The 22,233-nt window shown below is 56.5% G+C and carries 24 protein-coding genes and 1 other RNA gene; 10 read left to right on the forward strand and 15 right to left on the reverse strand.

Annotated features, from left to right (window positions below):
* Positions 1-2: 2 nt before the first annotated feature.
* Complete coding sequence (locus tag ACR0IO_RS03015) at positions 3-1,664, forward strand: FAD-binding dehydrogenase (RefSeq protein WP_480739461.1); 1,662 nt, start codon at positions 3-5, stop codon at positions 1,662-1,664.
* A 12-nt stretch (positions 1,665-1,676) separates the two neighbouring features.
* On the opposite strand, the gene ACR0IO_RS03020 is transcribed toward ACR0IO_RS03015, so the two are convergent.
* The 3 genes from ACR0IO_RS03020 to ACR0IO_RS03030 all read right to left on the reverse strand — a co-directional run bounded on the left by ACR0IO_RS03020 (position 1,677) and on the right by ACR0IO_RS03030 (position 5,197).
* Complete coding sequence (locus tag ACR0IO_RS03020) at positions 1,677-2,417, reverse strand: YbaY family lipoprotein (protein ID WP_480739463.1); 741 nt, start codon at positions 2,415-2,417, stop codon at positions 1,677-1,679.
* A gap of 97 nt (positions 2,418-2,514) precedes the next feature.
* A complete protein-coding gene (locus ACR0IO_RS03025) occupies positions 2,515-4,293 on the reverse strand; it encodes an SLC13 family permease (RefSeq protein ID WP_170331611.1) in 1,779 nt (592 codons plus the stop codon).
* 91 nt (positions 4,294-4,384) lie between these two features.
* Positions 4,385-5,197 carry a TIGR00282 family metallophosphoesterase gene (locus tag ACR0IO_RS03030; protein WP_480739465.1) on the reverse strand — a complete coding sequence of 271 codons (813 nt, stop codon included), beginning with the start codon at positions 5,195-5,197 and terminating at the stop codon, positions 4,385-4,387.
* Positions 5,198-5,330: 133 nt separating this feature from the next.
* Here ACR0IO_RS03030 and ACR0IO_RS03035 point away from each other — a divergent pair, with 133 nt between their 5' ends.
* A complete protein-coding gene (locus tag ACR0IO_RS03035) occupies positions 5,331-5,561 on the forward strand; it encodes a putative hemolysin (RefSeq protein ID WP_170331607.1) in 231 nt (76 codons plus the stop codon).
* A gap of 3 nt (positions 5,562-5,564) precedes the next feature.
* Here ACR0IO_RS03035 and ACR0IO_RS03040 read toward each other — a convergent pair whose 3' ends face one another.
* On the reverse strand, positions 5,565-6,131 hold the full coding sequence (locus tag ACR0IO_RS03040) for a 5-formyltetrahydrofolate cyclo-ligase (protein WP_480739468.1): 567 nt from the start codon (positions 6,129-6,131) through the stop codon (positions 5,565-5,567).
* Positions 6,128-7,522 carry a magnesium transporter gene (gene mgtE, locus ACR0IO_RS03045; protein WP_170331591.1) on the reverse strand — a complete coding sequence of 465 codons (1,395 nt, stop codon included), beginning with the start codon at positions 7,520-7,522 and terminating at the stop codon, positions 6,128-6,130. The genes ACR0IO_RS03040 and mgtE overlap by 4 nt, the downstream gene beginning before the upstream one ends.
* Positions 7,523-7,661: 139 nt before the next feature.
* On the opposite strand from mgtE, the gene guaD reads away from it, so the two are divergent.
* Positions 7,662-8,957, forward strand: coding sequence for a guanine deaminase (guaD, locus tag ACR0IO_RS03050; protein WP_480739470.1), 1,296 nt, complete (start codon positions 7,662-7,664; stop codon positions 8,955-8,957).
* Position 8,958: 1 nt separating this feature from the next.
* On the opposite strand, the gene ACR0IO_RS03055 is transcribed toward guaD, so the two are convergent.
* From ACR0IO_RS03055 to ACR0IO_RS03065, 3 genes are all read right to left on the reverse strand, one after another.
* Positions 8,959-10,293 (reverse strand): 8-oxoguanine deaminase, encoded by a 1,335-nt coding sequence (locus tag ACR0IO_RS03055; protein ID WP_480739472.1) that lies wholly within the window; start codon positions 10,291-10,293, stop codon positions 8,959-8,961.
* Positions 10,294-10,409: 116 nt separating this feature from the next.
* Positions 10,410-11,201: a histidinol-phosphatase gene (gene hisN / locus ACR0IO_RS03060; RefSeq protein ID WP_480739475.1), complete on the reverse strand. Its 792-nt coding sequence runs from the start codon at positions 11,199-11,201 to the stop codon at positions 10,410-10,412.
* A gap of 44 nt (positions 11,202-11,245) precedes the next feature.
* Entirely contained in the window at positions 11,246-11,617 is a 372-nt protein-coding gene (locus ACR0IO_RS03065) for a helix-turn-helix domain-containing protein (RefSeq protein WP_480739477.1), read from the reverse strand.
* Positions 11,618-11,951: 334 nt separating this feature from the next.
* Here ACR0IO_RS03065 and ACR0IO_RS03070 point away from each other — a divergent pair, with 334 nt between their 5' ends.
* Positions 11,952-12,908, forward strand: a complete 957-nt coding sequence (locus ACR0IO_RS03070) for an NADPH:quinone oxidoreductase family protein (protein WP_480739479.1) — start codon at positions 11,952-11,954, stop codon at positions 12,906-12,908.
* Between the two features lie 6 nt (positions 12,909-12,914).
* Here ACR0IO_RS03070 and ACR0IO_RS03075 read toward each other — a convergent pair whose 3' ends face one another.
* Positions 12,915-13,796, reverse strand: a complete 882-nt coding sequence (locus ACR0IO_RS03075) for a LysR family transcriptional regulator (RefSeq protein ID WP_480739481.1) — start codon at positions 13,794-13,796, stop codon at positions 12,915-12,917.
* 127 nt (positions 13,797-13,923) lie between these two features.
* On the opposite strand from ACR0IO_RS03075, the gene ACR0IO_RS03080 reads away from it, so the two are divergent.
* From ACR0IO_RS03080 to ACR0IO_RS03090, 3 genes are all read left to right on the forward strand, one after another.
* Complete coding sequence (locus ACR0IO_RS03080; RefSeq protein ID WP_155145359.1) at positions 13,924-14,142, forward strand: DUF1127 domain-containing protein; 219 nt, start codon at positions 13,924-13,926, stop codon at positions 14,140-14,142.
* 173 nt (positions 14,143-14,315) lie between these two features.
* Entirely contained in the window at positions 14,316-15,092 is a 777-nt protein-coding gene (locus ACR0IO_RS03085; protein WP_170331578.1) for a Bax inhibitor-1/YccA family protein, read from the forward strand.
* A gap of 69 nt (positions 15,093-15,161) precedes the next feature.
* Positions 15,162-15,638, forward strand: a complete 477-nt coding sequence (locus ACR0IO_RS03090) for an N-acetyltransferase family protein (RefSeq protein WP_480739488.1) — start codon at positions 15,162-15,164, stop codon at positions 15,636-15,638.
* Between the two features lie 62 nt (positions 15,639-15,700).
* Here ACR0IO_RS03090 and ACR0IO_RS03095 read toward each other — a convergent pair whose 3' ends face one another.
* Complete coding sequence (locus ACR0IO_RS03095) at positions 15,701-16,306, reverse strand: hypothetical protein (protein ID WP_480739490.1); 606 nt, start codon at positions 16,304-16,306, stop codon at positions 15,701-15,703.
* 116 nt (positions 16,307-16,422) lie between these two features.
* Positions 16,423-16,590 (reverse strand): 50S ribosomal protein L33, encoded by a 168-nt coding sequence (gene rpmG / locus ACR0IO_RS03100; RefSeq protein WP_007799108.1) that lies wholly within the window; start codon positions 16,588-16,590, stop codon positions 16,423-16,425.
* A 296-nt stretch (positions 16,591-16,886) separates the two neighbouring features.
* On the opposite strand from rpmG, the gene ACR0IO_RS03105 reads away from it, so the two are divergent.
* From ACR0IO_RS03105 to ACR0IO_RS03115, 3 genes are all read left to right on the forward strand, one after another.
* The gene (locus ACR0IO_RS03105) at positions 16,887-17,522 is read left to right on the forward strand and encodes a DUF1326 domain-containing protein (protein WP_480739492.1); all 636 of its coding nucleotides are present in this window, start codon (positions 16,887-16,889) and stop codon (positions 17,520-17,522) included.
* 13 nt (positions 17,523-17,535) lie between these two features.
* Positions 17,536-18,378, forward strand: a complete 843-nt coding sequence (locus ACR0IO_RS03110) for a DUF2182 domain-containing protein (RefSeq protein WP_480739494.1) — start codon at positions 17,536-17,538, stop codon at positions 18,376-18,378.
* A 66-nt stretch (positions 18,379-18,444) separates the two neighbouring features.
* Positions 18,445-18,777 carry a GYD domain-containing protein gene (locus tag ACR0IO_RS03115; protein ID WP_155145366.1) on the forward strand — a complete coding sequence of 111 codons (333 nt, stop codon included), beginning with the start codon at positions 18,445-18,447 and terminating at the stop codon, positions 18,775-18,777.
* Between the two features lie 7 nt (positions 18,778-18,784).
* Here ACR0IO_RS03115 and rnpB read toward each other — a convergent pair.
* The 4 genes from rnpB to gatA all read right to left on the reverse strand — a co-directional run bounded on the left by rnpB (position 18,785) and on the right by gatA (position 22,233).
* An RNA gene (gene rnpB, locus ACR0IO_RS03120) (RNase P RNA component class A) lies at positions 18,785-19,201 on the reverse strand.
* A gap of 121 nt (positions 19,202-19,322) precedes the next feature.
* Positions 19,323-20,009 (reverse strand): N-acetylmuramoyl-L-alanine amidase, encoded by a 687-nt coding sequence (locus ACR0IO_RS03125; protein WP_480739496.1) that lies wholly within the window; start codon positions 20,007-20,009, stop codon positions 19,323-19,325.
* The gene (locus tag ACR0IO_RS03130) at positions 19,993-20,706 is read right to left on the reverse strand and encodes a hypothetical protein (RefSeq protein ID WP_480739498.1); all 714 of its coding nucleotides are present in this window, start codon (positions 20,704-20,706) and stop codon (positions 19,993-19,995) included. The genes ACR0IO_RS03125 and ACR0IO_RS03130 overlap by 17 nt, the downstream gene beginning before the upstream one ends.
* Before the next feature lie 39 nt (positions 20,707-20,745).
* Entirely contained in the window at positions 20,746-22,233 is a 1,488-nt protein-coding gene (gatA, locus tag ACR0IO_RS03135) for an Asp-tRNA(Asn)/Glu-tRNA(Gln) amidotransferase subunit GatA (RefSeq protein ID WP_480739500.1), read from the reverse strand.

Here is a 22,233-nt window from a genome sequence, read left to right on the forward strand (position 1 = left end):
CGATGACCAACAACACAGCAGATGCGATTGTCGTCGGGGGTGGTCTTGCAGGGCTTGCGGCAGCGGCTGAGCTTGGGGATCGCGGCAAGAAGGTGATTGTTGTCGATCAGGAGCCTGAGCATTTTCTGGGCGGGCAGGCATTCTGGAGCCTGGGCGGTTTGTTCATGGTCAACACACCGGAACAGCGCCGCATGGGCATTCGCGACAGTCAGGAACTGGCTTTGCGTGACTGGATGGGCAGCGCTCAGTTTGATCGCGAGGACGACCTGTGGCCTCGCAAATGGGCTGAGGCGTATGTTGAGTTCGCGGCCGGTGAGATGCGCCCATGGCTGCATGAGATGGGCCTGCGCTGGTTCCCGGTTGTGGGTTGGGCCGAACGTGGCGGATCGTACGCCGATGGCCATGGGAACTCGGTTCCGCGGTTTCACATCACATGGGGTACCGGGCCGGGCGTTCTGGAACATTTTATTCGACGCGTTCGCGAACATGTCAGTGCTGGCCTCATCGACTTGAAGTTCCGCCATCAGGTCAGTCACATCATTATGCAAAATGGATCCGCCAAAGGCATCTCGGGCGAAGTTCTGGCGGATGACATCGCGCAGCGCGGCGGCAAAACCAACCGGGATGAGGTAGGCGAATTCGAATTCTACGCACCATCCGTCATCGTAACCTCGGGCGGGATCGGAGGGAACTTTGAGATGGTGCGCAAGAACTGGCCTCAGGACCGGCTAGGCAAACCGCCAGAGAATATGGTGGCAGGTGTGCCCTTTCACGTCGATGGACGGATGATCCCAATCAGCGAAAAGGCGGGCGGGCATATCATCAATGGAGACCGCATGTGGCACTACACTGAAGGCGTCCGAAACTGGGATCCGATCTGGCCCGCACATGGCATCCGCATTCTGCCGGGCCCAAGTTCGATGTGGTTTGATGCCGAAGGCAACCGGCTGCAACCGCCCTGCTTGCCAGGATTTGACACACTAGGAACACTGCGCGAAATCCTGAAAACCGGATATGAATACAGCTGGTTCGTGCTGACCCAGAAAGTGATCAAGAAGGAGTTCGCCCTTTCGGGTTCAGAACAGAACCCGGATTTCACCTCGGGCAGTTGGAAAGAAGTCATTCGCCAGCGTGTCCTGTCAGGCTCCAAGGCAACTGGTCCGGTCGAGGCGTTCAAGGAGAAAGGCGAAGATTTTGTCGTCGCCAATACGCTGACCGAGCTGGTGAGCGGCATGAACCACCTTGGCGGCGGACTGATCGACGAAGCGCATCTGCGCGCTCAGATCGAGGCACGTGATTCACAGGTCGATAATCCGTTCTCGAAAGACGCACAGATGATGGCTATCCTTGCGGCGCGCAACTATCGGGGGGACAAACTGATCCGTACGGCGAAGCCACACAAGTTCCTTGATCCGGCGAATGGCCCTCTGATCGCGGTAAAACTGCATGTCCTCACCCGCAAAACGCTGGGCGGGTTGCAGACCAATCTGGACAGCCAGATGATCGGTGCCGACGGACAGGTCGTGCCGGGCCTGTTTGCTGCCGGCGAGGTCGCAGGCTTTGGCGGCGGCGGCTACCACGGATACAATGCGCTTGAAGGAACCTTCCTTGGTGGCTGTATCTTCTCGGGCCGGAATGCTGGTCGATCACGCGCGGTCGCGTGACCAATTGCCGTTCTACTGAGAGAGGGTGAACTGAACAACGGGTTCACCCGCTGCATTCAGGAAAGCGAGTCTTTCCCCCTTCAACGCATATGTTGTCGTGCTTTGCAGCGCCTTGAAGAATTGCCGTTCAACCTCATCAAGCGGAGGCGGGCAAGCCATCAGTGTCGCGGCCATGTTGTCAGGAAAGTCGATACTGCTGCCCGAGATATCGGCCTGACCGTTAAAGCGATTGCAACCGCTGGTCCCCGAAAAAGCACCACCCGCCGCAAACGATATTTCAGGACGTTTGTCAGTATTCAGTGCAGCGCCCTGCAAGACAGCCGCATTCCATGTAGTGTTTTCGAGCATAGCAACCCCTTGAGGTTGTACCTTTACCAAAACCAGATCAGCGGAGTCGCCTGCCCCGTCTGTCAGAACCGGATAGGCGGTATCCGTAGTGAATATCAGTTTCTGACCCTGATAAATCGATCCACGAACCACATAGCGCATATTGTCCTTGATCAGTGCATCATCATAAGTCAGCTCAAAATCCGCAGGCACACCAGTCAGTGCATATCGCTGAGCCGCCAGTATCTCGGCGGGTGCATCGGCCTTGGATACATCTTGAAGTTCAACATAAAGGGTTGCATCGGGTGGAACCGCAATCTTCTCACGATAGGTTGCGGAACCCTGAATTGTTCCAGCGATACCAGCCCCACACAAAGTGGCCCAAATCGCTGTGCTGGCTAGAACGGCCCGTCCGGTCTTGGGCATATCTCAATCCCCTTCTGAAAAGCTCTACTCTAAAAGATCGTGTAATCGCTTTGGTTTACAAGGCTCTTAAACCAGTCTCGGCGATTCCACGCCGGTTTCAGAGCGGCCAAATCAATGGAATTAAGAGCGAGGCCAACAGACCGCAGGTCAGATTAAGTGGGATGCCAACCTTCATGAAATCCAGGAACCGGTATCCACCGGGGCCATAGACCATCATGTTCGTCTGGTATCCGATCGGCGTGGCAAAAGACGCGGAGGCCGCCACCATGACCGCCACAACCAACGGACGCGGATCGATTCCGACCGCCTGCGCGAGGCCGATGGCGATCGGCGTTACCACAACCGCAACCGCGTTGTTCGAAACCATCTCTGTCAGTACCGATGTGAGCAGATACACCGCCCAAACAATCAGGAACGGTGGGAGCATGCTCAGACTCGGGGCAACAGCTTCGACAATCAACGACACCGCTCCGGAATGATCCAGAGCAGCACCGATAGCCAACATTGCAAAGATCAGCGCCAGCAGGCGACCTTCGACAAAGGAAAACGCTTCATCAGCGTCAATACAGCGGGTCAGCAGGACAACAGCGACCGCGAGAATTGACAGCAGAAGGATCGGTGCAACGCCAAGCGCGGCAAGCACGACGATGCCCGCCAGTGATCCAATAGCGATCGGAGCGTGGCTCCGACGGAAAGCACGCGCTGATGGCTGAGAAACATCAACCATGTCCATATCGGCAGCCAGTTTCTGAATATCGGCGGGCGCGCCCTCTAAAAGCAGTGTATCACCAACGCGGACGACCAAATCGTCCAGCTGGCGACCGATATTCTGGTTCCGGCGATGAACCGCAAGTACGTATACACCATACCGCCGACGCAAGCGCAGTGCACCCAGTGTACGCCCCACCATGCGACAACCCGGCGTAATAAGAACTTCGACCGTCTTGGTTTCCACAGCAGAAACCTGATCAACCCGCTTGAGTTCGGGATTGCGCTGAAGGCTCAGCAATTCTGTCATCTCAGTACGTAAAACGACCCGGTCGCCCACCTTCAAGGTAACGCCCTTCAGGTTCCGGCGCAGCGAGTCGTCACCCCTGATGACGTCGATCAGACGAACACCCGGGCGCTTGAACAAACGCACGCCTGTGACTTCGCGATCGATCAGATTACTGTCAGGCGGCACAACGGCTTCGGTAAAGAACTTCATCTTTGATCGGTCGCTGAGCATGCTGGCCATGCTATCGCGATCCGGCAACAGACGCGGTGCGATGAACCGCAGATAGAACATGCCGTAAATCACCAGCGCGATGCCAAGAGGTGTGACTTCGAAGATGGTGAAGGCAGGTAGTCCCTGCGCGCGCGCAACACCGTCAACCAACAGGTTGGTGGATGTCCCGATCAGGGTCAGAGTTCCACCCAGAATGGCCGCATAACTCAGCGGGATCAGCAGTTTCGAAGCCGGGACATTCAGCGTTCGCGCGATCTGTACGAAGACAGGGATCATCACCACAACGACGGGTGTATTCGATACCACCGCTGAGGCGAAAACCACAAATGCCATAAGTGTTGCGATTGCGATCTTAGGATTGACCTGCGCCTGTTTCTGCGCCGTCGATGTGAACGCATCCAGTGCCCCAGTGCGAACCAGCGCGCCCATTATGATGAACATTGCTGCAATCGTCCAAGGCGCCGGGTTTGACAGCACCGCCAATGCGCTTTGATAAGGCAGGATACCGGTGACCAGCATCAGGGCGACACCGCCAATGGCTACAACCTCGGTCGGGTAAACTTCGCGCAGGAACATGATGAACATGCCCGCAACAACCACCAGTGCGAGAATTGCACTGCCTGTATCTGTCAGTTGAAGGAATTGCATTCGTGGTATTCTGTCCGAACCCTAGTCTGGCAAAAGCGCCTAGTGGGCAGTTTCACGCATAGAACGCTGCAGGGCAAGCCTGACGTGTTACCTAAGGACCTGCTTGTTCCAGACGCCCACCGATCCGCACCATGCGCACTGACTTGGCCTGACCGTCGCGATCATCGGTTTCCACAAACACACCGCTTAAGGTGGCCTCGCCATTCGCGGGTGTAAATCGCGCCTTAGGCATACCGGTGATGAAGCGGCGCATGGGCTCGTGCTTGTCCATACCGATGACGGAGTCGTAGTCGCCGCACATTCCTGCGTCGGTCAAGTAAGCTGAACCCCCCGGTAGAATCTGAGCATCAGCCGTCGGCACATGGGTATGTGTACCCACCACGAGACTGGCGCGCTTGTCGCAATAGTGGCCCATCGCCATTTTTTCCGACGTGGCCTCGCAATGCATATCCACGATGATGGCCTGCGCCTGCCCTCCTCGAGGGTGTGATTTCAGGATTGGTTCAATCGCCGAGAAAGGATCGTCAAATGGCCGTTTCATGAAAACCTGCCCAAGAACCTGAACCACGAGCACTTTGCGGCCGCCGGGCGCGGCAAAGAGACGATGCCCCCGCCCCGGTGCCCCTTTGGCAAAGTTTACCGGCCGGACGATGCGCGGCTCTTTCTCGATGAATTGCAGCATATCTTTCTGGTCGAACGCATGATCGCCCAGCGTCACGCAATCTGCACCGGAATCCAGAAGCAGTTTGGCGTGATCCCCGGTCAGCCCCATTCCGTTCGAGGCATTCTCACCGTTCACTACCACGAAATCCAACCGCCATTCGTCACGCAGACGCGGCAGATGCTGCTGGATGGCAGCGCGACCGGCGCGCCCCATCACATCACCCAGAAACAAAATCCTCATAAAAGGCGTCCTAGGGGCTGGAGGCGGCAATAACAAGGCGGAACCGTGCCAATTACGCGCCGTCCTACGGGCTTGCATTCACATATAAATACACCAATCTGTTTCATGGAAATTGATATCGAAGGAGAATTTGATGAAACCTATTGCGATCGCGACCCTTGCAGCACTCACAGCCACAAGTGCATTAGCGCAAGCCACCACCAGAACAACAATGGCAAATCCGGCCGCCACATTCTGTATCGAGAACGAGGGCGAGTATCAAATCCGCAAGAATACCGATGGCAGCGAATACGGCGTTTGCATCCTAAAGGATGGTACCGAAGTGGATGCTTGGGACTATCTGCGCAGCCACTTCGAAAAATAGATCTCAGAAAGTCAGAACTCGGCTTTCCGTGATGACCATGTCCAGCGGCTGATCTGTCGGTTCAAGCGGCAAATCTTCGGCTTCCTGCGCGTCAAAGGCGAAACCGATGGCCAGCGTCGGGCGTTTGGCGCGCAGCCCTTCCAGAGTCCGGTCATAAAACCCGCCACCATATCCCAGCCGGCCACCTTTCGTATCAAAGGCGACGAGTGGAACGACCAAAATCTCGGGATCGAAATAATCATCAATTTCAGGCACCATTGCCCCGAATGGGCCATCTTTTAATGCTCCCTCCGGTGTCCAGCGGGAAAAGCGCAACGGCTGCCCTGCCGCCTGTATGACAGGCACGCCGACCGGGCCGTAAGCAGCGGCCTCGGCCATCGCCGGTAGCGGGTCAATCTCGGTGCGGATGGGCATGTAGCCCGAAATAGGAACACCGCGGTGACCGGCAAGAACCTCGGACAGGCGCCCAGCCACGCCCGGCTGGCGGCCGTCAAAGGCAGCCTTACGACGCGCAAATGCCGCCTTGCGTGCAGCGGCCTTTATTTCAGTCAGATCAGTTGTTTCGGTCACAATAGCACCACGCTGGCGAGCCCAAGGAATATGAAGAAACCCATGACATCCGTTGTAGTCGTCACAAAGGTTCCTGACGCCAGCGCCGGGTCAACACCCATACGGTCCAGCACCACCGGTACTACCGTACCTGCAAAGCCTGCGATGATCATATTCACGACCAGCGCCGATCCGATCACGACACCCAGCCACGGAGAGTCAAACCACATCATACCCACGGTGCCCAACACCACCGCAAAACACAGCCCGTTCAGCATACCGACCAACAACTCTCGCCGGATAACGCGCCCAACGTTCGAACCGGTCAGGTCGCGTGTCGCCAGCGCCCGAACAGCAACCGTAAGAGATTGAGTACCCGCATTCCCACCCATCGAAGCCACGATCGGCATCAGAATGGCCAGCGCCACCAGCTGATCGATGGCCCCTTCGAACTGCGAAATCACCAGTGATCCACAGATCGCCGTGCACAGGTTCACCGCCAGCCAGGGCAAACGCCGCTTACTGGTTGCCGCAACACTATCGGACAATGAGCTTTCGTCGCTGACACCCGCAAGACGCAGCATGTCCTCTTCGTATTCCTCGTCCAGAACGACCATTGCGTCATCAATGGTGATAACGCCAACCAGCCGCCCGTCGCCATCGACCACCGGGGCTGAAATCAGGTGGTACTGATTGAAGGCATAGGCCACATCCTCTTCATCCTGATCGACCGGGATGATGTGAAACTCTTCTTCGGCAATGTCGTGAAGCGGAACTTCGCGCCGGGCAGCCATAAGCTTGCCAAGGGTAACCTGGGCAACGGGTTTCAGCCGCGGATCAACAAGAATGACGTGATAGAATTGCTCGGGCAGATCATCATTGGCCCGCATGAAGTCAATCGCCTGTCCCACTGTCCAGTGCTCGGGTGACATGACGACCTCGCGCTGCATAAGACGACCAGCGGAGTTCTCTGGATAGGACAGTGCCTGCTCGGCGGCGATACGCTCGGAATCCTCAAGCGCATCAAGAATCGTCTCCTGCTGTGGCTCTTCGAGGTCTTCGAGCAAGTCGACAACATCGTCGCTTTCCATATCGCGCACAGCTTCGGCCAGCACGTCTGGCTTCAGGACGCCAATCACCTCTTCCCGAAGGGCTTCATCCAGTTCGGACAGGATATCGCCGTCAAATTCCTTGTCATACAGACGGATCAGGCGTGCACGATCATAGGGATTGATCTGTTCCAGAAGGTCAGCGATGTCAGCCGCGTGCAGCGGTTCCATCAGCTCGATCAGCTTCATACGGTCATCAACATCAACCGCATAAAGTATCGCCGCAACGGTCCGCCGATCCAGCGCATAGGCGTCGTCATCCCGGGACTGATCGGGTCTGACCTCATCAGTGCCTGTCGTCATGCGCTGCCCCCTTTGTTTGGTGATTGGCCCCTAAATAGAAGAAGCAGCTACCGGAAAACAATGACAATGGTCTAATTTACCCACATCTTTCCTCCGCCTATGCTGTAACGCGATCCCAAACAGGCGGAGAACAGGGCAAATGGCGCAAAAGACGCTTTTGAAAGGGCGCGTACTGAGTTTTGACGGCTCACCATTCGAGGGTGAACCAACCGACGCAGCCACAGTAAATGAAGCGGTTTTGATCGAAGCAGGGCGTGTCGTTGCCTTGGGCACAGCCAATGATCTGACCCGTGCCAATCCCGATGCCGACGTTAAGGATTATGGTGAGCAACTGATCATGGCGGGTTTTGTTGATCCGCATGTGCACTACCCGCAGACCGCGATGATCGCCAGCTGGGGCAAACGCCTGATCGATTGGTTGAATACCTACACCTTCCCCGAAGAGATGAAATTCGGCTCGCCTGAGTATGCTTCGGAAATTGCCAACCGCTATCTGGACCTGACCGCTGCACACGGGACCACAACGATGTGCAGCTTCTGCACCATCCATCCCGAAAGCGTTGATGCCTTCTTTACCGCAGCACAGGAGCGCGGACAGCGGGTCGTGGCAGGCAAGACCTGCATGGATCGGAACGCGCCCGAAGGTCTGCGAGACACTGCGCAATCGGGGTATGATCAGTCCAAGGCTCTGCTGGAAAAGTGGCACGGCACTGGCAGAATCTCTTATGCCATCACACCCCGCTTCTCGCCCACATCCACCCCGGACCAGCTGGAGGCGATGGGCGCGCTTTGGGCGGAACATCCCGACTGTCTGATGCAGACCCATCTCAGCGAACAAACGGATGAGATCGAGTGGGTCCGGTCGTTGTTCCCGAATGCGCGCGATTATCTCGATACTTACGAGCAATTCGGCCTTCTGGGTGGTCGCGGCCTTTATGGTCATGTCATTCATCTGGAGGATCGTGAACGTGATCGCCTGCGCGAGGTGGACGCAGCGCTGATTCACTGCCCGACCTCCAACACGTTTATTGGTTCGGGCTTGTTTGACATGAATGGCTTGATTTCCGATGGGCATCGCGTGGGCCTGGCCACGGATACAGGTGGCGGATCCAGCTTCTCGATGCTGCGCACCATGGCCGCTGCCTACGAGATCGGACAGCTGCGTGGTCGTCCGCTGCATCCGGCACAATTGCTGTGGCTGGGTACGGTCGGATCTGCACGTACGCTGCGCATGGGTGACAGCATTGGCAACATCGCACCCGGCATGGAGGCTGATCTGGTGGTTGTGAACCTCGCCTCAACGCCTGCGATCGCCCAGCGAGAAGCCAATGCGGACGATCTGTGGGAAGCCGTATTCCCGACAATCATGATGGGCGATGACCGCGCGATTGCCGATGTCTGGATCAGCGGTCGAGCGGTCACGCGCCAAATATAGTTTAATTCTGCAAGGCCATCGCCAGCCTGTTCTGGCGTTCGATGACACGAGGCAAATCGATGGTCGTGATATGACCGTCGCGCACAATCTGCCTTCCTTCGACAAACAGGTGTTTGATCCGCATTGGTCCCGCCAACAGAAGAGCGGCGGGATCCCAGCTGCCTGCGCTCTCGATGCTTCGCATGTCCCAAATGGCGATATCCGCGCGTTTCCCACGCTGCAGCCGCCCACAATCCGGACGGCCCAGAACATCAGCGCCACCACGGGTCGCGATCTCCAGCGCTTCGCGGGAAGACATCGCATCAGCCCCGTTCGCAACACGCTGCAACAACATGGCCTGTCGCGCCTCAAGCATCAGGTTGCCGTTGTCGTTGCTTGCCGAACCATCAGCGCCCAATCCAACATTTACTCCCTGATCCCGCATCGCACGGACAGGCGCGATACCTGAACCCAACCGACAGTTCGAACATGGGCAATGCGCAACCCCGGTCCCCGTTCTGGCGAACAGATCAATCTCGGCCCCGTCCAACTTGACGCAATGCGCATGCCAGACATCCGGACCGGTCCAGCCCAGCTCTTCGGCATATTGTCCGGGACGACATCCGAACTGCGCCTCGGAATAGGCGATGTCTTCGTCATTTTCGGCAAGGTGGGTGTGCAGCATCACACCCTTGTCACGCGCCAACAAAGCGGCGTCGCGCATCAGATCCCGGCTGACCGAGAACGGAGAACAGGGTGCAAGACCCACACGGCACATGGAACCCTCAGACGGATCATGAAAGGCGTCTACCACGCGGATCATGTCTTCGAGTATGTCCGCTTCTGCTTCGACCAAACTGTCCGGGGGCAAACCACCGTCACTTTCGCCAATGCTCATTGCGCCTCGCGTAGGCTGAAAACGCAGCCCCAATTCGGACGCGGCGGCGATTGTGTCGTCCAGTCTCGATCCATTCGGATAGAGATAGAGATGGTCTGAACTGAGGGTACAGCCGGACAAAGCCAGTTCTGCCAACCCGATTTGCGCCGAGGTGAACATCTCGGCCGGGCCAAAACGCGCCCAGATTGGATAGAGTGTTTTGAGCCACCCAAACAGCAACGCATCCTGTCCGCCGGGAACCGCGCGTGTCAGAGTTTGGTAAAGATGGTGGTGCGTGTTCACGAGGCCCGGTGTGACGACGCAACCGGATGCATCGTAAACCTCTCCCATTGTATTAAGCCCATGGCCGATCTGTGAAATTTGACCATCTCGGATCAAAATATCCGCGCCAGTCAATTCCTGGCGTGTGTCATCCATGGTGAGGATGGTGTCAGCGTTTTTAATGAGGATTTCGGACATTCTTCGCACTCCTGCATATGCCCGTCTCATGCCAAGAATGCGAAGGCCGGTGGAAAACGGGCTTAAGAACCGGCCAGAATATGTTTAGTCGAGCGGCCCCGATGCAGCAACAGAATTCAGAAGCTCCGCAAAATCTCTAAGGCAGCAGCGTGAATATCCGGATTTGCCGCCGCAAGCGCCCGCCCGCCATTATGTGCAGGCTCACCTTGCCAATCCGTCACGACCCCGCCTGCTGTCTGGATCAGACCAATCGGTGCCTGAATGTCATAGGAATTCAACCCGGCTTCGATCACAAGATCCACCTGCCCCGCGGCCAGCAGTGCGTAGGCGTAACAATCCATGCCATAGCGCGTCAGCTTAACGTGTTGGGCGACGGCCCTGAATGCCTCTGCTTCGGTTGGCGTGCCAACTTCGGGAAAGGTGGTGAACAGAATCGCGTCGTTCAGATCGCGGGTGGATCGGGTACCCAAGGGAGATTTACCTTGCGGACCGATCATGTGGGCAACATCGCCGCCACCCACAAACCGTTCTCCAATATATGGCTGATCAATGACCCCGAGTATTGGTCCGTTTGCTTCGCTAAGCGCTATCAGCACACCCCATGTGGGTGTGCCGCTGATAAATCCCCGCGTGCCATCGATTGGGTCGAGAACCCAGGTTCGACCGCTGGTTCCATCGTTGTGGCCAAACTCTTCGCCCAAAATCCCGTCATTCGGGCGAAATTCAGCCAAAACTGCACGCATTGCTTTTTCGGCTTCGCGATCCGCAACTGTGACCGGGTCGAAACCGGCAGAAAGTTTGTTGTCTGTTTCCAGATTCGATTGCCGAAAATAAGGGAGTATAGCCGCACGCGCTGCGTCGGCCATTTTGTCGGCAACCTCAAGATCGCTAAGCTGAGTATTCTGCATGCACTACCCGTGCGTTCAGATCACCCAAGTGTCAAGCGCTTGTCTCAGGCGACGTCGCTAAGCACGCGAGCGAGTTCGAACAGACGGCGGCGCTGGTTCTCAGGAATTGCGTAGTACGAACGCACCAGATCAAGCGCTTCTTTGTCGCCCATCAGGTCGGCAGGAACCGATTTCTTGTCGGCATCTTCCTTATGAACCTCTTCCAGGCCTTCAAAGAAAAAGCTAACCGGAACGTCCAATGCCTCGGCGATATCCCAAAGGCGTGATGCGCTGATCCGGTTGGCACCCGTCTCATACTTCTGGATTTGCTGAAACTTGATACCAACTTGCTGCGCCAACTGCTGCTGGGTCATGCCAATCAGCCAGCGGCGATGCCGGACACGCTTGCCCACATGGACATCGACGGGATGGGTCATTGGTATTCTCCTCTACTACACACACAACCGTCCGGGAAACGCGACATCAGTCATGACCGCTAAGCTAGCGAGTCAGCAATTAAGAACTCCCTAATTCGGATCGTGCCCCCCGAAACAGCACTATGCGCCAATATTGCCGCTTTTAGGATTTTTTTCAAGAAGGTTGAGTCCGTAACAAAGTACAAAGGTTTGTGGTTGTGCCGCGACCGAAATTGCTATCGTCGTTTCCACAAAGGAAACAAAGGGTTTCCTCAGACGCGCGCTGCGTGGCTTTCCTGAACGATTGACAATCCGACCATCTCACCGGCCTATGTCGCCAAGACGGAGAGCATTCATGTTGGCATATCGAATTCAATCCACCGGCGCTAAGGCCGAGCTTTGTGAGGTAGACCTTCCCACCCCGGGCCAAGGCCAGGTGCGCGTGGCCATTCGCGCCTGCGGCCTGAACTTTGCGGATCTGCTGATGCAGAAGGGAACTTATCAGGATACCCCGGCCGCTCCGTTTACGCAGGGCATGGAAATTGCCGGTATCGTTGATGAGGTCGGGCCTAATGTCTCTCATCTGAAAACAGGAGATCGCGTCGCGATCTATTCCGGGCAAGGCGGATTGGCAGAGTTTGGCGTGTTTGACGCAAACCGCGCAATTCCCCTGCCTGAATCCACAAGCTTTGAAGATGCTGCAGCCATTCAGATCGCATATGGGACCAGTCACATCGCGCTGGACCATCGCGCACATCTCAGACCGGGTGAAACGCTTTTGGTTACCGGGGCCGCAGGTGGTGTTGGCCTGACCGCCGTAGAAATCGGAAAGCTGATGGGCGCCACCGTCATCGCCCAGGCCCGGGGTGAAGATAAGCTGGCCGTTGCAAAAACCGCTGGCGCAGATCACCTGATTGATGCGAACGAAGATTTGCGTGAGCGGGTCAAGTCGCTTGGGGGCGCGGATGTGGTTTATGACGCCATCGGCGGCGATGTCTTCAAGGCGGCCTTTCGCGCCACGAATCCCGAGGGGCGCCTGCTGCCCATCGGTTTCGCCGGTGGAGACGTGCCGCAGATTCCGGCCAACCATCTGCTGGTCAAGAATCTGACCGTGATTGGTTTTTACATCGGCGGGTATCTGAATTTTCGCCCCGAAATTGTTCGGAACAGCTTTGACACTCTGTTCCGCTGGCACGCAGAAGGACGGATCAAACCGCATATCAGCCACACCCTTCCGCTGAAGGACGTGGCTGAAGGCATGACACTTCTGAAAGAGCGCAAATCTACCGGCAAAATCGTGATTACGCCCTGAGTTCCCTCAGCCGACAACAGCCTTAAGGGGCACTCCACCAAGCAACCGGAAATTCTGACGAACCAACGAGGCCAACGCCTCGACAACCGCGCCGCGCCCTACGTCACCGCCATAGAGGTTGATCACATGTGCAGGCAATTCCGGCAGCACACCTCCGGATTCGATTTTTTCCAGGTGTGCGGCCTCGGTTCCCTCGAGCATCGCGTGAACCGCAAGATCGGCACTCACAGTTGCCTCGATCGTGCGGTCATTTTCGGTCTCGACGGACAGCTCCCATGGAATACCAGCGGCATCCAGAGCCGAGATCACCTGAGGCCTGAACATGCAGCGACGACCCAGCGCGAGGGGTATCGGGCGACGACGCCATGCCGACCCGCCCGGCGCGCCAATCCAACGCAAAGGCAACTCTGCGACGGTTTCACCTCCATCCGGGGCCGATGCCTCGGTCGTCAGGATCACGTCACATTCACCGCGCCGGAACATCTCCTTAAGTTGCAGGGTATATGACGACACCAGCTGCACCCTGACGCGCGGAAAATCAGCGTTGAAGCGCTGTAGAACGCGAGGAATAGCCGGATATACGATGTCATGCGGCACACCCAGTACCACCTCACCCTCGAAAGCCTGATCGGTAAGCTTCGAAATCACCTCGTCATTCAAAGCCACCATACGCCGAGCGTAGGCAAGCAACTGTTCACCAGATGCAGTAAGTGCAATCGTCCGACCACTGCGATCCAGCAGCTCCAGCCCCAACAATTCCTCTAGCCGTTTGAGCTGCATTGATACGGCCGACTGTGTCAGGTGCAGAAACCCGGCAGCACGAGTCACGCCGCCATGGTCAGCGACAGCCACGAACGACCGCAGGGTTGTTATGTCCAAATTTCGCATGTTCAAGAATCCTTATGGTTCTCGTCATAAACATTCATTTTTAAAATGTGTCACGTTGCGCCATATAAATCAAGGAAGTTGATGAAAAGCAGAAAACACATCACAGAGCAAGGAAAGGACAAAGATTATGACCCAAGTTGCTGTTTCAAAGAAATGCGCACACCGGAGACCGTCCAAAGGCCTTGGATTGTGGACCCTTTTAGGCCTCGCCCGACAGCGTCGCAGCCTTGCCAAACTTGACGACCGCGCCCTTGAAGACATCGGAGTTTCCCGCGCCGAGGCGGACACCGAAGCCGCCCGTCCATTTTGGGATGCGCCTGATAACTGGCACAAACGACTGTATTAAATGACCTGAAAGCGCAATTTGGCGGCTGCGACACGTCAGCCGCCAAATTTGCTGACAGATTCAGCGGGTTTTAAGCGTAAAACTCTTGAAACATGTGCCTCACTCTCCGATATTTGCAGGGAAATCGGTTCGCAATTGCGAACTGAGTAAAGACTTTCGAAGGGAGACCCTTAATGGCACAATTCGATACGATCCGGACAGCGACCGGTGCGCGCGCTGCCGAGATTGACGAGGGCCTGCGCGCCCACATGAACAAAGTCTACGGCACAATGTCCGTAGGCATGCTGATCACATTTGCGGCGGCCTGGGCGATTTCCGGCCTGGCAACCACAACTGATCCCTCGGCGGCCGCAGCGCAGTTGAGCGAGACCAAGTATCTGACTTCGCTCGGATACGCACTGTTCGCCTCGCCCCTTAAATGGGTGATCATGTTCGCCCCGCTGGCCTTCATCTTTGGCTTCAGCGCCGGGATCAACCGCCTGTCCGCAGCCGGTGCACAGACGGTTTTCTATCTGTTTGCCGCTGTCATGGGTGTATCGATCAGCTGGATTTTCCTGGTCTTCACTGGCCAGTCAATCATTCAGGTGTTCCTGATCACAGCAATCGCCTTCGCAGGCCTTTCGCTGTACGGGTATACGACCAAAAAAGACCTGTCCGCGATGGGCACGTTCCTGATCATGGGTGTAATCGGCCTGATCGTTGCAATGGTTGTGAACATCTTTCTGGCCTCTTCGGCCGTCGCCTTTGCCATCTCGGTCCTAGGCGTGCTGATCTTCGCGGGCCTGACGGCGTACGACACTCAGAACATTAAGAACACCTACCTGCAGATGGCCCATTCGGGCGATCAGGAATGGTTGGGTAAAGCCGCGATCATGGGCGCGTTGAGCCTGTATCTGGACTTTATCAACATGTTCATGTTCCTGCTGCAGCTGTTCGGCAACCGCGAATAACGCGACACCAAATTCAAAGCGAAAGGGCGGGTCCAAAAGACCCGCCCTTTTTTGTTTGGAGCTTTCTCGATGACCATAGTCAAAATCCCGCCCTCGCAGTCTCATCGGCTTTTGCCCTTACTGCATCAGGTTCATGAATTGCACTTGACGCACCAACCTGATCGATATGCACCCCTGCCCGAAGATCGAGACATGATTACACATCTGCAAACCTGGCTTTCTCAACATGACATACATGCCTTGGGTTTTGAGAAGGGCGGCGCGTTGTTGGGATACACCATTATCGAAATCGAAAATCGCGATGCGACCCCGTTCCGTGCATCGGAAACGCGTGCAATGGTCCACCATATCTGCGTCGATTCTGAACAACGCAGACAGGGCATTGGCCTGGCACTGTTGGAGGCTGCCCGCGCCATGCTGCGTGAAGCTGGAGGGCAGGTTCTGGCGATCACCTATGCCGAGTTCAATTCGGCTTCGGCAGGATTGGTGGAACGTGCTGGTCTGCGTCCTGTCATGCATTTCGCAGAGTGGCGCACAGGTAATTGACCGCAAAGAAAAGCCCCTGTCAAAGCTGACAGGGGCCATGCAAGACTAATTTTGGATTCTGCTCAGCTGCAGTTCAGCGGAACAGCGAAACCCGAACTACGTGAGGAATTTCCTTTGCGATAGACATCGCCTGCAGGCAAGCAGCCTGTAAAGCGCTCGGTCTCGCTACCGAAGATTGAGCCGAGGGAGTTGTCTACATGACCGCTCTCTGTACGCAATACCCCAAACAAGGTACCGTTTACGCTGACCGTGCTGAGGAAAAGGTTGATTTGGTCGCCAGACAGCTGCACCGCATTGGATACGTTTTTTCCGCCATTCGTAATCGCCACACCCGCAACCTTGGACAGCTCGGTCTTATCAGTGGCGACCCTGATCGTCGGCAGCTCTGCCAGTTCGGCCGGTACATTCGTCTCGGGAGGCAGGAAGGCGACCGCCCCATTCACATCCGCAACATCTCGCGGTTCTCCATCAATTCCGGTGAAGCCGATGCCCTCACGGTTGAACGGATCCTCGCAGGCCGAAAGCGTCAGAACTGCAATAGCAGGCAATATGATTTTTTTCATGGCGGTCAACATTTTGTAGCGATTTGCTGAAGCGTAGCGGCAGGTGAACTGAAAATGCAAGCCACGCGCGAACAGATTGGCTTGCATGCTGATGCGCTGTTGCAACGGCTTACGGCAGAAGCGGCGACAGCACCAAAGATACCAACAAGTTCTCAGTCAATTAAAAAAGGGCTCTGCGATCACAGAGCCCTTTCCGAGAAATGTCTATGTAAGACGGCAGATTACTTGATCTTGCCTTCTTTGTACTCGACATGCTTGCGGACAACCGGGTCGTATTTACGAACGGTCATCTTTTCAGTCATGGTGCGCGCATTTTTCTTGGTCACGTAGAAGTGGCCCGTGCCCGCGGTCGAGTTCAGACGGATCTTGATTGTCGTCGGCTTCGCCATGGTTATCTCCTGCGTCCGAAAAGGCAGGGGCCTTTCGGTTGAATTCCTATGAGCGTGCGCTTTTACCCGCTGGCACGCCCGAGTCAACCAGAATCGGCGAACAAGTATCACAAATCATTTGATACGAACTGGCGCTTTCCCGCGCAGTGGTTTGGAGAGTTCACGGATCCGTGATAATCTCCGCCCACTCCACAATGCCAAGAAGCCAATTGCGGGCTCAATTTGCGAGGCATCAGAAACGGGCAACAAACTCTGTCAGCAGGGTTTTTAGGTTCGATTTTTCTTGGGGGGCTATCATGACTGAATGGACTATTCAGGGCGAAGAACTGGCCAATTGCAATTGCAACTTCGGTTGCCCATGCCAGTTCAGCGTTCTTCCAACCCATGGGAACTGTGAGGCTGTTGTGGTCTTTGACATTACGAGCGGGCGGTACGGGGACACGGATCTTGCCGGCGTTCGAGCAGCAGGCGTCTATTACTGGCCTGGCCCTATTCATGAGGGCAACGGCCAGATGCAGCTGATCATTGACGACAAGGCCAATGCTGATCAGAGGGCTGCCCTACAAGCCATAATGACGGGCGAAGACACCGATGAGATGGCAACCATGTGGTACGTTTACAGTGCGATGGCACCCACGAAGCATGAAACACTCTTTATCCCAATCGAACTTAACTGGGATCGCGAAGAGCGCAGGGGCTATGCCAGAGCTCCGGGAGTATTTGACGTCGAGGTCAACCCGATCCCGCATATTGTTTCGGGGGCACCGCATCGTGCCTCGATCCAGTTGCCAAACGGATTTGAGTATCGCCATGCCGAAGCTGCGTCGGGATCCGCCAAAACCAATGGCGGAGCAATCAGCCTGACATTCGACGCTACGCATGCACATCTGGCTCACCTGAATATCTCGGGCCACGGTGTGATCGGCGCGTAGCCGGAGCGTTCCTGTGTCAGTGAATTCCAAGCCGCCCCAAACCGGGGCGGTCGAAAGCTTGTTAAGGCATGATCGTACAATTGTTCTGTTCAGTGTCTGCCTGATTCTGTTGGGTGCATCCTGGTACACTATTGCGGGCGTTGGCATGGACATGTCCGCCATTCAGATGACACGCATGGCTGGCCCAATAGGCGAACCGATGTCGATGGGTGCTGCACCGCACTGGAGCGCCACCTATTGGGTGCTCATCTTTCTGATGTGGTGGGTGATGATGATCGCGATGATGACACCCAGCGCCGCGCCGACCGTCCTGCTCTATGTTGCGATCAAACGAATGGGGGCTGAAAAGGACCAGGTCTCCCTGCTCGGCCTCGTTTTCCTGTCGGGCTATCTCATAGCGTGGGCTGTCTTCAGCGCGCTTGCTACGGGCGCTCAATGGGGTTTGGAGCACATTGGGCTGTCGGATGGGCCGATGATGACAATCCGGTCCAAGACCTTTGCAGGATTCGTATTAGTTGCAGCCGGCGTCTATCAGCTTTCAAGCCTGAAAACGGCTTGTCTGCGCCACTGCCAAAGCCCCGCACAATTCCTCGCAAAGCATCATCGTTCTGGCGCGACAGGAGCGCTTCGCACCGGCACGCTGCACGGGCTTTATTGCCTTGGCTGCTGTTGGGCGTTGATGGCCCTTCTCTTTGTGGGTGGCATCATGAACCTGCTTTGGATCGTTGGGATAGCACTGTATGTGGCACTGGAAAAATTGCTTCCTCGCGCCCAGTGGATTGCTCCTGCGACAGGGATTGTCCTGATCGCTTTTGGTGTCTGGCTGATCTCTGCTCCGATCTTTTCAGCAAGCTGAACAAATTATCCGGCCAGGGGACCGGCCCAATCAATGGTCCCAAAACCCTCTCGTTAGGAGATCGATATGCCTATTTTCATTACCTACGCGTCATATTCACATGCGGGTGTCAAAGGGATGCTGAAGAAGCCGGAAAATCGCACTGGCCCCGTAAAGGCATTGTTGGAAAAAGTTGGCGGTAGACTGATTTCGTTTTATGTCACGACCGGCAGAAACGATGTGGTTGTCATCAGCGAGGCCCCGGATGGCACCGATGCTGTTGCTGTCGGAATGGCTGTCGCTGCTTCGGGCGCAGTCTCGGATGTAGAAACCGTACGCGCCTGGACCGCAGAGGATTTTGTGGCAATCACCGAAAAGGCTGCGGAACTGACCGGTGTCTACACCCCCCCGGGAGGTTGAGGAAAACTTGCGCGGAGGGCCTGTAAGCCGGATCCTGTTCCGGGGTTACCCCCTTCGATGACCATTCATCTAGGCCGTGCATTACTACACGGCTCCAGCTGCCAACCCGGTCCCTCTCGGCCAAGGCATGCCTAGCGGCGGTATCGGCTGACGCCGACCGGCCCGCGCGGGGACCCTATTCGGCATTGCTCCCGGTGGGGCTTGCCGTGCCATCCCTGTTGCCAGGGACGCGGTGGGCTCTTACCCCACCGTTTCATCCTTACCTCGGTTTTGCCGGAGGCGAACCTCTGAGTCACCAAGGCGGTTTGTTTTCTGTGGCGCTTTCCGTCGGGTTTCCCCGCCCGGGCGTTACCCGGCACCGTTACCTTGTGGAGTCCGGACTTTCCTCTCGGGTTTGCACCCCAGCGGCCATCCGGCCCTCCGCGCCGGGTGTGGGTATGCCTAAGGCATGATAACGTCAAGTGTAGACGGCGAAGAAGGGGACAGCCCCTTGTTTGCCAACAGCCAATTCAACCCCTTGGCATCTGCAGCTAAGTGAAGCGCAGTCAGGTCCGGCGAACAGTATTGCGAAGCGGAGAAAGATCAGTCGGCTCCAATGGCCCTTTCGCCCAGGGGCGGTATCTTAGCCGAACAGCGGCCAACAGAACCTCGTCATCGGCTTCGGCTGTGAACCCTGCATCATGCGCTAAAGCACGAAACGATTGCATCGCTGCAGCTTGCGGATTTTCACCAAAGCTGCGTTGTTGCGCCAGTTTCTTCCGTTCTAGTCTTTGCCAGTCAAAACGTGCTCCAGGATCGAACTTGCGACCGGGCGCCATGTCAGAATGACCAATCACCCCATCAGGAGCTATGCCCCACCTATCCATGATGTCCTGAAGCAGATTCTCCAGAGCTGCCATTTGGAGTTCGGAAAACGGGTGATCGCCACGATTGTCGAGCTCGATTCCGATTGAACGGGAGTTGATATCCTTTTGGCCTCGCCATTCCCCTGCGCCAGCGTGCCACGCGCGGTCTTCCTCACGAACCATCTGCCAAAGGCGCCCATCGCCAGCGATCAGGTAATGCGCCGACACCTCGGCGGCCGGGTCGCACAGGCGTTCAAGCGCCGCCTCGGCAGAATCCATGGCTGTATAGTGGATGACCACCAAAGACGGTTCGAGACCATCCCGGCGTGGTCCGAAATTAGGGGACGGGTGCCAGATCGGCACCAGCGACTCAGTTGTTGACCGCACTGCGGAACGGGCTTGGATCCCAGCTGCACGCAAATCCATCACCGTCGGGATCCAGACCTTTGCGATCCCGCTGCGGGCCACCATTGGACAGGAATGCGATCTGCGCCTGATCCGATGATGGGTACTGAGCACAGTTCCGTTCAGCTTTGGCCTGCAGGTTAAAACCCGCGCGGCTGTAAAGCTGCGTACCAACCGGGTTAGATGTGCTCAGCGCATATTGAACGATATTGGGCTGACCATCCTGGCTACGCTGAGGCACTGCTGTTGGCGCGACCACTTCATAGGTCTGGCGGTTCTGTTCAATCCGCGCGGCGTCGGATTCGATGCTACGCCGGTTGGATACAGCACCGAAATCCTGTTCGTCAGATATACCGGTGTTGCTCGAAGGAGCTACGGTTGTTGATGGAATCGTCTGCCCCGACGTGCTTGCCAGTGCGGCAGCCGTCTGGTTTGCGATATCATCAGCGCTGTCACCGGTGGTGGGCGGTATCGCTGTCGCCGCTCCTTGCGCCGACAGCGGCTGCTGTGAGACTTCGGACGGAGGCAGAAGCGGATTTCCCGCAACGCCCTGGCCTGCCAGCTGCGCTTCACGCTGCGCCTGATACTGGGGCGTGTTGAAACCTGTCCCGGCAACTGGTGCCACGGTCTCACATCCAGCGATTAACCCAATGGCCGGGATCAGAAGCAATTTGCGCATTTAGCTGCTCCGCTCTGCTTAGTTTTGTTGCCTTGAGGCTTACCACCATTTCCCGGGCTTGGCCACAAACCCTGCGGCCTCTTCAAGGGCGTAGGCGGTGTTAAGCAGGTCACCTTCTTCCCACGGACGACCGATCAACTGCAGCCCCAATGGCAGACCTTGTGTGTCCAGACCAGCAGGCACCGAAATACCGGGCAGACCAGCCAGGTTTACGGTCACCGTGAACACGTCGTTCAAATACATTTGAACAGGGTCAGCCTCGGTCATTTCACCCAGACCGAAAGAGGCCGAAGGCGTGGCCGGGGTCAGGATGGCGTCGATACCTGCGGCAAAGACATCTTCAAAGTCTTTCTTGATCAGGTTCCGCACCTTACGTGCACGGTTGTAGTAGGCATCATAGAAACCAGCCGACAGAACATAGGTTCCGACCATGACACGGCGCTGAACTTCGTGGCCAAAGCCCTCGGCGCGGGTCTTTTCGTACATCTCGGTGATGCCGTCGCCCTGCGCCAGCGTGGCACGGCGGCCATAGCGTACACCGTCATAGCGGGCGAGGTTCGACGAAGCCTCGGCCGGAGCGATCACATAATATGCAGGCAGCGCATATTTCGTGTGCGGCAGAGAAATATCGACGATCTCGGCACCTGCTGCTTTCAGCATTTCGGCACCATCGGCCCACAGCTTTTCAATCTCGGCGGGCATGCCCTCCATACGGTATTCTTTAGGGATACCGATTTTCTTGCCCTTGATGTCGCCGGTCAGCATCGCCTCAAAATTCGGGACGGCCAGTTCCGCGCTTGTGGAATCCTTCGGGTCATGACCGCACATCGCTTCGAGCATAATTGCCGCATCGCGCACGTTCTTGGTCATCGGACCGGCCTGATCCAGCGAAGATGCAAACGCGATGATGCCCCAGCGAGAGCAGCGTCCGTAGGTTGGCTTGATACCGGTGATGCCGGTAAAGGCAGCAGGCTGGCGGATCGAACCACCAGTATCTGTACCAGTGGCAGCAAGGCACAGATCTGCAGCCACAGCAGATGCCGACCCACCGGACGAGCCGCCCGGCGTAAGCTGCGCGTCGTCATTGCCACGACGCCACGGGCTGACCGCGTTGCCGTAGATCGATGTTTCGTTGGACGAACCCATGGCAAATTCGTCCATGTTAAGCTTACCCAACATTACCGCGCCTGAATCGGCCAGTTGCTGGGAGACAGTGGATTCGTATTCAGGCTTGAAACCTTCAAGAATTTTCGAAGCCGCCTGCGAGGGGACACCCTTAGTGCAGAACAGGTCCTTGATACCAATCGGCAAGCCACACATTGACGGGGCATCACCACCTTTGATCCGCTCATCCGCCGCCTTGGCGCGCTCGAGCGCGATCTCGGGCGTTTTGTGGACAAAAGCGTTCAGCGCATCTGCGTCATCAATCGCCTCCAGGCAGGATTCTGTCAGCTCGACAGAGGTTACGTCACCAGCGCGCAGCGCGTCACGAGCTTCGGCCAGGCCCAGTTTGTTCAGATCGCTCAT

The organism is Ruegeria sp. CE12 (assembly GCF_056537525.1).

Bases quoted from the DNA above. Each gene is read 5' to 3' on its own strand.
- ACR0IO_RS03015 (WP_480739461.1), top strand. From the start codon at position 3: ATGACCAACAACACAGCAGATGCGATTGTCGTCGGGGGTGGTCTTGCA.
- ACR0IO_RS03020 (WP_480739463.1), bottom strand. From the start codon at position 2,417: ATGCCCAAGACCGGACGGGCCGTTCTAGCCAGCACAGCGATTTGGGCC.
- ACR0IO_RS03025 (WP_170331611.1), bottom strand. From the start codon at position 4,293: ATGCAATTCCTTCAACTGACAGATACAGGCAGTGCAATTCTCGCACTG.
- ACR0IO_RS03030 (WP_480739465.1), bottom strand. From the start codon at position 5,197: ATGAGGATTTTGTTTCTGGGTGATGTGATGGGGCGCGCCGGTCGCGCT.
- ACR0IO_RS03035 (WP_170331607.1), top strand. From the start codon at position 5,331: ATGAAACCTATTGCGATCGCGACCCTTGCAGCACTCACAGCCACAAGT.
- mgtE (WP_170331591.1), bottom strand. From the start codon at position 7,522: ATGACGACAGGCACTGATGAGGTCAGACCCGATCAGTCCCGGGATGAC.
- guaD (WP_480739470.1), top strand. From the start codon at position 7,662: ATGGCGCAAAAGACGCTTTTGAAAGGGCGCGTACTGAGTTTTGACGGC.
- ACR0IO_RS03055 (WP_480739472.1), bottom strand. From the start codon at position 10,293: ATGTCCGAAATCCTCATTAAAAACGCTGACACCATCCTCACCATGGAT.
- hisN (WP_480739475.1), bottom strand. From the start codon at position 11,201: ATGCAGAATACTCAGCTTAGCGATCTTGAGGTTGCCGACAAAATGGCC.
- ACR0IO_RS03065 (WP_480739477.1), bottom strand. From the start codon at position 11,617: ATGACCCATCCCGTCGATGTCCATGTGGGCAAGCGTGTCCGGCATCGC.
- ACR0IO_RS03070 (WP_480739479.1), top strand. From the start codon at position 11,952: ATGTTGGCATATCGAATTCAATCCACCGGCGCTAAGGCCGAGCTTTGT.
- ACR0IO_RS03075 (WP_480739481.1), bottom strand. From the start codon at position 13,796: ATGCGAAATTTGGACATAACAACCCTGCGGTCGTTCGTGGCTGTCGCT.
- ACR0IO_RS03080 (WP_155145359.1), top strand. From the start codon at position 13,924: ATGACCCAAGTTGCTGTTTCAAAGAAATGCGCACACCGGAGACCGTCC.
- ACR0IO_RS03085 (WP_170331578.1), top strand. From the start codon at position 14,316: ATGGCACAATTCGATACGATCCGGACAGCGACCGGTGCGCGCGCTGCC.
- ACR0IO_RS03090 (WP_480739488.1), top strand. From the start codon at position 15,162: ATGACCATAGTCAAAATCCCGCCCTCGCAGTCTCATCGGCTTTTGCCC.
- rpmG (WP_007799108.1), bottom strand. From the start codon at position 16,590: ATGGCGAAGCCGACGACAATCAAGATCCGTCTGAACTCGACCGCGGGC.
- ACR0IO_RS03105 (WP_480739492.1), top strand. From the start codon at position 16,887: ATGACTGAATGGACTATTCAGGGCGAAGAACTGGCCAATTGCAATTGC.
- ACR0IO_RS03115 (WP_155145366.1), top strand. From the start codon at position 18,445: ATGCCTATTTTCATTACCTACGCGTCATATTCACATGCGGGTGTCAAA.
- ACR0IO_RS03130 (WP_480739498.1), bottom strand. From the start codon at position 20,706: ATGCGCAAATTGCTTCTGATCCCGGCCATTGGGTTAATCGCTGGATGT.
- gatA (WP_480739500.1), bottom strand. From the start codon at position 22,233: ATGAGCGATCTGAACAAACTGGGCCTGGCCGAAGCTCGTGACGCGCTG.